The sequence below is a fragment of the Aggregatilinea sp. genome (assembly GCF_036822615.1).
Lineage (GTDB): Bacteria > Chloroflexota > Anaerolineae > Aggregatilineales > Aggregatilineaceae > Aggregatilinea.
Genome location: NZ_DAISHJ010000016.1, coordinates 1 through 7,570, shown reverse-complemented (window position 1 = coordinate 7,570; position 7,570 = coordinate 1). Strand labels below are relative to the sequence as shown.

At 65.1% G+C, this 7,570-nt stretch carries 7 protein-coding genes; 4 read left to right on the top strand and 3 right to left on the bottom strand.

Annotation, left to right across the window (positions count from 1 at the left end; translation table 11 throughout):
* Positions 1–286 (top strand): hypothetical protein (locus V7116_RS07450; protein ID WP_324391267.1); only part of this gene is annotated, 286 nt, incomplete at its 5' end.
* Between the two features lie 427 nt (positions 287–713).
* Here V7116_RS07450 and V7116_RS07445 read toward each other — a convergent pair.
* The gene (locus tag V7116_RS07445) at positions 714–1,475 is read right to left on the bottom strand and encodes a hypothetical protein (protein WP_324391266.1); all 762 of its coding nucleotides are present in this window, start codon (positions 1,473–1,475) and stop codon (positions 714–716) included.
* 115 nt (positions 1,476–1,590) lie between these two features.
* The gene (locus tag V7116_RS07440; RefSeq protein ID WP_324391265.1) at positions 1,591–2,280 is read right to left on the bottom strand and encodes a hypothetical protein; all 690 of its coding nucleotides are present in this window, start codon (positions 2,278–2,280) and stop codon (positions 1,591–1,593) included.
* Between the two features lie 333 nt (positions 2,281–2,613).
* Between V7116_RS07440 and V7116_RS07435 the strand changes: the two genes are divergently transcribed.
* From V7116_RS07435 to V7116_RS07425, 3 genes are read left to right on the top strand one after another with little or no spacing between them, the layout of a single operon-like run.
* Positions 2,614–3,273, top strand: a complete 660-nt coding sequence (locus V7116_RS07435; RefSeq protein WP_324391264.1) for an MBL fold metallo-hydrolase — start codon at positions 2,614–2,616, stop codon at positions 3,271–3,273.
* A gap of 31 nt (positions 3,274–3,304) precedes the next feature.
* A complete protein-coding gene (locus V7116_RS07430) occupies positions 3,305–3,934 on the top strand; it encodes a class I SAM-dependent methyltransferase (protein WP_324391263.1) in 630 nt (209 codons plus the stop codon).
* Positions 3,931–4,851: a hypothetical protein gene (locus tag V7116_RS07425; protein ID WP_324391262.1), complete on the top strand. Its 921-nt coding sequence runs from the start codon at positions 3,931–3,933 to the stop codon at positions 4,849–4,851. The genes V7116_RS07430 and V7116_RS07425 overlap by 4 nt, the downstream gene beginning before the upstream one ends.
* Positions 4,852–5,127: 276 nt before the next feature.
* On the opposite strand, the gene V7116_RS07420 is transcribed toward V7116_RS07425, so the two are convergent.
* Positions 5,128–7,570, bottom strand: a 2,443-nt coding sequence (locus tag V7116_RS07420; RefSeq protein ID WP_324391261.1) for an MGH1-like glycoside hydrolase domain-containing protein, incomplete at its 5' end; no start/stop codon positions are given.

Genomic DNA, 7,570 nt, shown 5'->3' with positions numbered 1-7,570 from the left:
GGCGATCCTGCGCCGCCGCTGGGGCGACATCGACGGGCGCGGGCTGGCCCTGACGACCGCGCGCACGGTGGGCGCGACGGTGGTGATGGGGATCGTGGTGCTGGGCACGGATGCGGTGCTGGGCGCGGCGGGCTTCCATAACGCGGGCACGCTGCGCACGGCGATCCGTGTGGCGGTGCTGGCCGGGGCGGGCGGCGTCGCGTTTGCGGGGGCCGGGCTGGTGCTGGGCATCCGCGAGCTGCGCGATCTGCCCGCGATGGTGCTGCGGCGGAGTAATGCGGCATAGCGGTTAGACGTTGGCTGAGAGCCAAAAGCAAAGGCAAGAGCAAACGCGACCTCACCCCCGGCCCCTCTCCAATCAGATTGGAGAGGGGAGACAGGCAGCGCACAACCGGGTTTTGTCGGGGCGGGGTAAAGCCCGCGGGCGTCAAGGTGGAAGTGACAGCGGTGATACCGTGCGGGTAGAGTTTGCTCTACCCGTTTTTGTCTTAACGGGCGATGCAAGCATCGCCCCTACGAAAAGCACGACAGTCCATTTTCCCGCTGAGGGGGTTTAACGTCACGCGTGGGCGTGCCAACGCCGACGGGATGGTGGAGAGCGAGACAGCGGCGGTCGAAGTTCAAACGGAACGAAAAACGGCGCCCCCCCGCGCCGTTTCTCGTGTTTCCTGGTAACCCGCCGGATGACCAGCGAGCGTTATATCGATCGTGCGTTAATACGGGAATTGATTGACTGCTGCATCAAGCATGGCCTGTGTGCGGGACGAAATGCTGATGATCCACTGGTCATGCGAATAGACAAAGGTAATCCAGCCCGGCTCGCGGCTGTAGAAAAAGTCGATGGGACCGACGCCGTAAATCGCAAAGTTGCCGGTCTGGCCGGTGCGCCGCGCGTAGCGGTACAGCCCGGCGACCATTTCGAGCGTATCGCCAGGGGTGCCGATCTTGGCGATGGAAATATCCACCCAACCCTGACCGGACCGGTAGCGCTCGAAGGCAATCTGGGTGCGCATCTGCTGGACATTGCATTCATTGTCCTGGCCGACGCTGGTATCGAGAACACACTGGTTGATGAGGCTGCTGGTGGACGCGTCGGCGGGTACTTCGCTAAGCCGCTCGAAATCGCCAAATTCGTCCGGCATGGAAATAAAGCTGCCATCGACGATCGGCGGAAGCTTACGGCCTTCCAGCGAATAGGGCGCGACCGCGATCTGTTCGCGGATGGTGGGCACAGGCGCTTCATACATGGCTGCCGCAACCAGGATGCCCGTCAGCGCGAGCATGAGCACCGCCACGATAATCAGCATGAGACCGCGGACGCGCGGCGAGAAACGCATGAAGCGTTCTTTGCCGAGCTTGCTCAGTTCCCAGGTCAGCAGGATGGCGACGATCATCAGTTCGCGCAGGATAATGATCCAGCCGCGAATACCGTCCTGCGCTTGCGAGTTGTATGGTTGTGAAGCTGGATATCCCATCGGTCCCCCTACCAATTACTTTGTTAACATTCCAGGGCAGGATGGGCACCTGCTCTCCGAACTACAACACCGGAGAGCAGGCACGCCATCGAGAACTTGAAAAGGCAGATCCGGGCTATGAGGCGGAGCAGGACGGATCTGCCGTTTCTTCCGGTTCCGTGTACGGCGTCACGGGGGCGACGATTTCGCCCGTGTACGTGCCCGTACCGGCCTTAACACCAAGATTGACGATGCTCAGTTCGTAGTGACCTTCGAGGGTCAGGTAGATGTTACGGGTCAGGCCATCGTCAACGCGGTAGCTCATGCTGACGAGTGAGTAGCCTTCGAGGCCGGAAGGCAGGGCTGCGGATTCATAACCGGTGTCGAACTTCAGGCCGCTCAGACCGATCGTCGGGTCGTCGCCCCATTCCAACTTGGTGTCGCCTTCGACCGAGGTGATGCTCTGGAACGCGACCGGAATGCCGAGGGTCCAGTGGCTGATGGTCGGCTTCTTGCCGGACGTTACCTGATAGGAAACGCGGGTGACATCTTCTTCGGGATCGTACTGATAGCCCGTCATCTGGACGGTGTGGTCACCGAGGGCGGCGTAGGACGGGCCTTCCGTCTCGGCATCGGTTTCCATCGCGGGGGCGCAGGTCAGGCCCGTGCCTTCGATACCAATAACCGTCTTCTGGAAGCTGTTCGAGATGAACGACGTGAGAGCGCCAGCGCTCAGCATGATGGCGATGGCGATGGGCAGAGTGGGCCAGTATTCGAAGAGAGCCTGACCGCGCTGCCATTTATACCACCGAGACTTCTGGGACATGATGCCTCCTATGAGTTGTAATCCGACTACTATAAAGACGTGTACCCTTTACACCGACGCCGTTAAATGGACCTTACATGAACTAAGTAAAAAGATCCTGAAAAATCGCAATTATTTACACAATTCAGGAAATTACCCGCCATTGCCGTATTTTTGCCGTGAAAGATCTGCGTGTGGCGGGCGCGCTTGAGTCCATTATTGCGAGTCGAAATTAATATGAGATCAAAAAATGGTCATAGTTGTATTACACCCCCTCCTCGCCGTTATGTTGGCAAGTTATTTCCGTGGCGCTACCATTTGGACAATGTCTATACCCGCAGGAAGGGTTATTCGATGGCGATAGAGATCCTCAAGCTCACGCTAGGGCCGATTCAAACGAATTGTTACATTGTAGGAGATACAGACAGCGGCCTTGCCGTTGTGATCGATCCGGTGGACCGCGCCAGCCTGATCGCAAAAACGGCCCAGGAGCAGGGCTGGACGATCCGCGAGATCCTGGCGACGCATGGGCATTTCGATCACATCATGGCGAGCGCGGATCTCAAGCAGATTACCGGCGCGCCGTTCCGCGTGCACCGGCTCGATCTGCCGCTGGTGCAGACGCTGCCACAGGCGACGATGGCGTGGCTGGGGATCGAGGTGCCGCCTGCCGCCGAGCCGGATGGGTTCGTTGAGGAAGGCGACGTGATCGAGGTGGGCGCGATCCGGCTGGAGGTGCTGTTTACGCCCGGCCATGCGCCCGGCCACGTGAGCTACGTGCTGCGCAGCGAAAATACGGTGCTCAGCGGCGACGTGCTGTTTCGCGGCAGCATCGGGCGGACCGACTTGCCCGGCAGCGACTATGAAACCTTAATGCACGCGATCGTGGAGAAGCTGCTGCCGCTGGGCGACAGCACGATCGTGCTGCCCGGCCACATGGACAATACGACCATCGGCGCAGAGCGCGCTACGAATCCGTTCATTCTCGATTATCTGCAAACGAACGCGCGCTGATTCGCGCATGAGCCTAAAGAGGGGGACGCCTATGCTGCCACCGTCGATCCGTTCCCGGCTGCGATTTTCCTGGCGCTATCTGCGCGGCGACGCGCCGTGGGACCGGGGCATCGTGCCTCCGGAGATCACCGCGTGGGTCGCGGCGCGAGAGGCCGTGGGCGATCCGCCGGGCCGCGCGCTCGATCTCGGCTGTGGGACCGGCACGTCGTCGCTGTTTCTGGCCGCGCACGGCTGGACTGTGACGGGAATTGACTTCGCGCCCAACGCGATCGTGGCCGCCCGGCGCAAGGCCAACCGCGCGGACGTGGCGGATCGCTGCACATTCCGCACGGGCGACGTGACGGCGCTCGACTTTTTGCCCACGCAGGCCCCGTTCGATCTGGCGATCGACGTGGGCTGCCTGCACGTGCTCGATCCTGAGCCGCGCCGGGGCTATGCCGCCCACTTCAAACGCCTGACGCATCCCGGCACGACGTACCTGCTGTATGCGTTCATGCCGCACGTCAGCGCGCACAGCGGGCGGCATGTGGGGATCGATCCGGCAGGCGTCGCGGCGTTATTCGGGCCTGAGTTCGAGGTGGTGTCCAGCATGCCGGGCACGGATTCCGCTCGCGGGCGCCCCAGCAACTGGTACACCCTGATCCGTGTGGGGCAGCCATGACCGAACACGTGCTGCTCATGTTTCTGGATGGGGTGGGCCTGGGCGACAACGATCCGGCGGTGAACCCGTTCGCCGCCGCGTGCACGCCGACACTCGACGCGCTGGCGGGGGGGCACCACTGGCTGAGCGGCACACCCCGGTGCGATACCGGGCGGGCGCTGTTCATTCCCACCGACGCAACGCTCGGCGTGCCGGGACGCCCCCAAAGCGCGACCGGGCAGGCGACGATCGTCACGGGGCGCAACGTGCCCGCCGAGATCGGGGAGCATTACGGGCCGCGCCCGACCGCGGAGATCCGCGCGATCGTGGACGAGGACAACGTGTTCAAGCGCGTTACGGCGGCAGGCGGCACAGCGGCGCTGATCAACGCGTTTCCGCCGCGCTTTCACGAGGCGATGGCGAGCGGCAAACGGCTGCCGTCGTCCAACCAACAGGCCGCGCTTTCGACCGGACAGGGGTTGTTTACCGACACGGATATTTACTCCGGCGCGGCGATGAGTCCCGACTGGACGGGGCAGGGCTGGCGCGACGAGCTGGGGTATGTGGATACGCCGCTGTACGAGCGCGCGGAAGCCGGGCGGCGGCTGGCGGCGCTGGCGCAGCAGCGTACCTTCACCTTCTTCGAGCACTGGGTGACGGACGTGATCGGCCACCGGGGGCCGCTGGAGCGCGGCGTCGCGCTGCTGGAACTGTTCGACGGCGTGATGGCGGGGCTGCTCGACGCCTGGGACGACGAACACGGCTTGATCGTGATCACGAGCGATCACGGCAACATGGAGGATCTCAGCACGCGCCACCACACGGAAAACGCCGTGCCCACGATCGCGATCGGCGCGGCGCGGCAGGAGTTTGCGAACGGGATGCGCGATCTGACGGGCATCGCGCCGGGGATCCTGCGGGTGCTGGGGCTGCAATAACAGTTTTTAGTCGTCAGTTTTAAGTTGTTAGTTCAAAGCAGAGGCACAAAGCAGCGGGCAAAGGCAAGGACAATGGCGACCTCACCCCCGGCCCCGCTCCAATCAAGTTGGAGAGGGGAGACAAGCGGGTGACGGCGGGTTTTGTAGGGGCGATGCTTGCATCGCCCGCCGGGTAGGGTAAGCCCGCCCGTGTCAAGGCGAGTGAATGATCAATGATCGAGGGGCAGTTCACGAACTGCCCCTACGTGCGTATTTTTGCAGCCCGGATGGGCGCGATCAGTCGATTTCGGGGAGCGGATCGTCGTCGAGTGTGAAGAACGGTCCCGCGTCCGCTGCCTGATCCGGCTCCGGCGCGACCGGCTGCTCCTCGGCGGCAGGGAACGGCAGATCGCCGTCGGTGACCGGCTCCGGCTCGGTGGGCGGGGTCAGCGGCGTGGGCATGCCGGACGGATCGCGCACGACCTGCGGATCGGCGTGGGGCGGCAGCGTCACCTCACCGCCGGACGGGAACTGCACGGTCGTGCCGTCCGCGCCGCGCGTGATGCGCACGCCGTGCTGCGTCCAGGCCATGTGCTCGCCCTCGAACGCCAGCGGCCCGGTGATCACGGCGAGATCGGGCGCGAGGACGTACGCGCCGAACAGCCGCGCGAACCACGCCAGCGATACCGCGCCCATGATCACACCCGTATCCCCGATGCCGTCCCCCGTATCCGCATGGTAGCTGGCGCGGAAGCTCTGCCCGCTTTCCAGGCAGCGGATCTGCGCGGCGATGACGCGCCCGAACAGGTCGGCGGCCTCCGCGTGGCGACCGTGATCCATCAGCGCCCAGGCCAGCAGCATATTCCAGTAGGGCCACACGACATTGCCGCCGGTCGCGTAGGTGGGATCGTCCGCCGGGCTGGCGGACAGCCCATAGGCGCGCCACCAGCGTGGGGGATCGCTCAGGGTTGCAATCAAGGCGTCGGCCTGCTCGTCGCTGAGGGCGTCGGTCCACAGCGGCACGAACTGGCCGAGATCCTGCTGGCGCAGATTGACCGTGCCCACCTGAACGGTATAGACGCGGCTGAGGCCGGAGAATTTGACGCTCGTGAGGGCGGTCCAGACGGTGCGCGTCGTGGCGGCGCCCGCGCTGCGATACCAGTCGAACGCGTCGCCGGGGATCTCCTCGCGGGCGGGCTTGCCGTTGGCGTCCACGCCTTCGATCGTGCAGCTCAGGGACGGCTTGCGCGTCAGGCCGCCGATAGCGCGCAGGAGCAGGCGGCTGGCGTAGGGCAGATCGGTGCGCTCGCGCAGGGGTTGATCGCCCTTCGCCTCGTAGATCACTTCGCCGGAGGGAGTGCTGTGCGTGGCGCGATCGCGCAGCACGAAGGTTTGCGCCCCGGCGTCCCACAACGCCTGAAGCTGCCCGGCCAGCGCATCGCGCCGGGCGGTGAGCGCCGCGACGTCTTCGGGACGGTTCAGGATCTCCGCGATGCGGATCAGCGCGCCCACCTCGTGCACGAGATATGCGGCCAGATCGGGCGACTCGACGGTGCTGATATCGAGGCCCTGCCCGGCGGTCGAGCCAGAGCCGAACAGCGGCCCGCCGAACGCGCCCTGATCGACCTGCGACCATTCGGGCAGGCCGTCGCCGTCGCGGTCCATGTCCGGCTTGAACCAGCGCTCGAAGAACTGGCGCAGGCGCGGGAAGGCGTCGGTGAGCAGCGAGCGATCGCGCGTGAAGTGGTAGACGGTGTGGGTCAGGGTCGCCAGAAGCGGCGGCGCGAGGACGCCTGTGCGCTGCCCGTCGAGGCCGGGGCGCGCGTCAATGAAGCCGTCGTGCCGCTGCACGGCCAGGAAGTTGCGCACGATGCCCTTCGCCAGATCCGGCGCGGCCAGCGCGACCGCGGGCGCGATCAGCAGGGCGTCGGGGGCGGATTGGCCGCCCCAGGCCGCGTTGAAGCCGCTGGCATGCGTGCCGCTCAGCGGATAGCCGTCGAGCGGGCGGCGCGCCGAGACGAACGACGCGTAGGGCAGGCTGCCCGTTGCGCCCAAAAAGCTGCGCAGCACGATCTGCTGGCTCCAGGCGAGAGCGGCGTCCCACGTTTTTCGCCCGGTTTCGATCTCCGGCTGGGCGCGCAGGCGGCGCTCGATCGCGGCCAGATGTGGGGCCCAATTCTGCGACAGCCACTTATGCGCGAGCAGCAGGCTTTCGTCGCGGGTGGGCATGCTGGCGAGCGTCCAGCGTAGGGCGGTTTCCGTGCCGGGGTCGAGAGTCAGGGTGCGCGTCAGACGGGGACGCGTGGTGACTCCGGTAGCGCCTTCGAGCAGCAGTACCGGCTGAAGCCCCTCCATGCGGCCCAATTGCAGCGCGCTCTGGCCGTTTTGCAGCGACAGGAACAGGATCTGCACCCCGGCGTTGCGCGTGGTGGCGATCTGCGCGACGAAATCGAGCTGCACGCCGACGGCCTGTGCGCTCGTATTGCGCAGCGTGAAGCGTCCGCCGACCGCCTGCGATTCCATCGTCCAGAAGTCGATGTCGACCTGCACGACGGGCGTCAGCGCGGCGGAGAGGCGCAGCCAGTCCGGCGCGAAGTGCGTGATCACCGGCGGCTGGCTGTAGCCCTGCGCCTCATAGATCTGCCGCCGCCCGATCTGCCAGATCGGGACCAGCCGCGCCAGCCCGACCCGACCCCCATAGCGTGTTTCCAGCGCCAGAGCGGGCTTGTCCGGCGCGCCG

What these genes read in the sequence shown, in the direction of transcription:
- V7116_RS07435 (WP_324391264.1), top strand. Translation starts at nt 2,614, where the DNA reads ATGGCGATAGAGATCCTCAAGCTCACGCTAGGGCCGATTCAAACGAAT.
- V7116_RS07430 (WP_324391263.1), top strand. Translation starts at nt 3,305, where the DNA reads ATGCTGCCACCGTCGATCCGTTCCCGGCTGCGATTTTCCTGGCGCTAT.
- V7116_RS07425 (WP_324391262.1), top strand. Translation starts at nt 3,931, where the DNA reads ATGACCGAACACGTGCTGCTCATGTTTCTGGATGGGGTGGGCCTGGGC.
- V7116_RS07440 (WP_324391265.1), bottom strand. Translation starts at nt 2,280, where the DNA reads ATGTCCCAGAAGTCTCGGTGGTATAAATGGCAGCGCGGTCAGGCTCTC.
- V7116_RS07445 (WP_324391266.1), bottom strand. Translation starts at nt 1,475, where the DNA reads ATGGGATATCCAGCTTCACAACCATACAACTCGCAAGCGCAGGACGGT.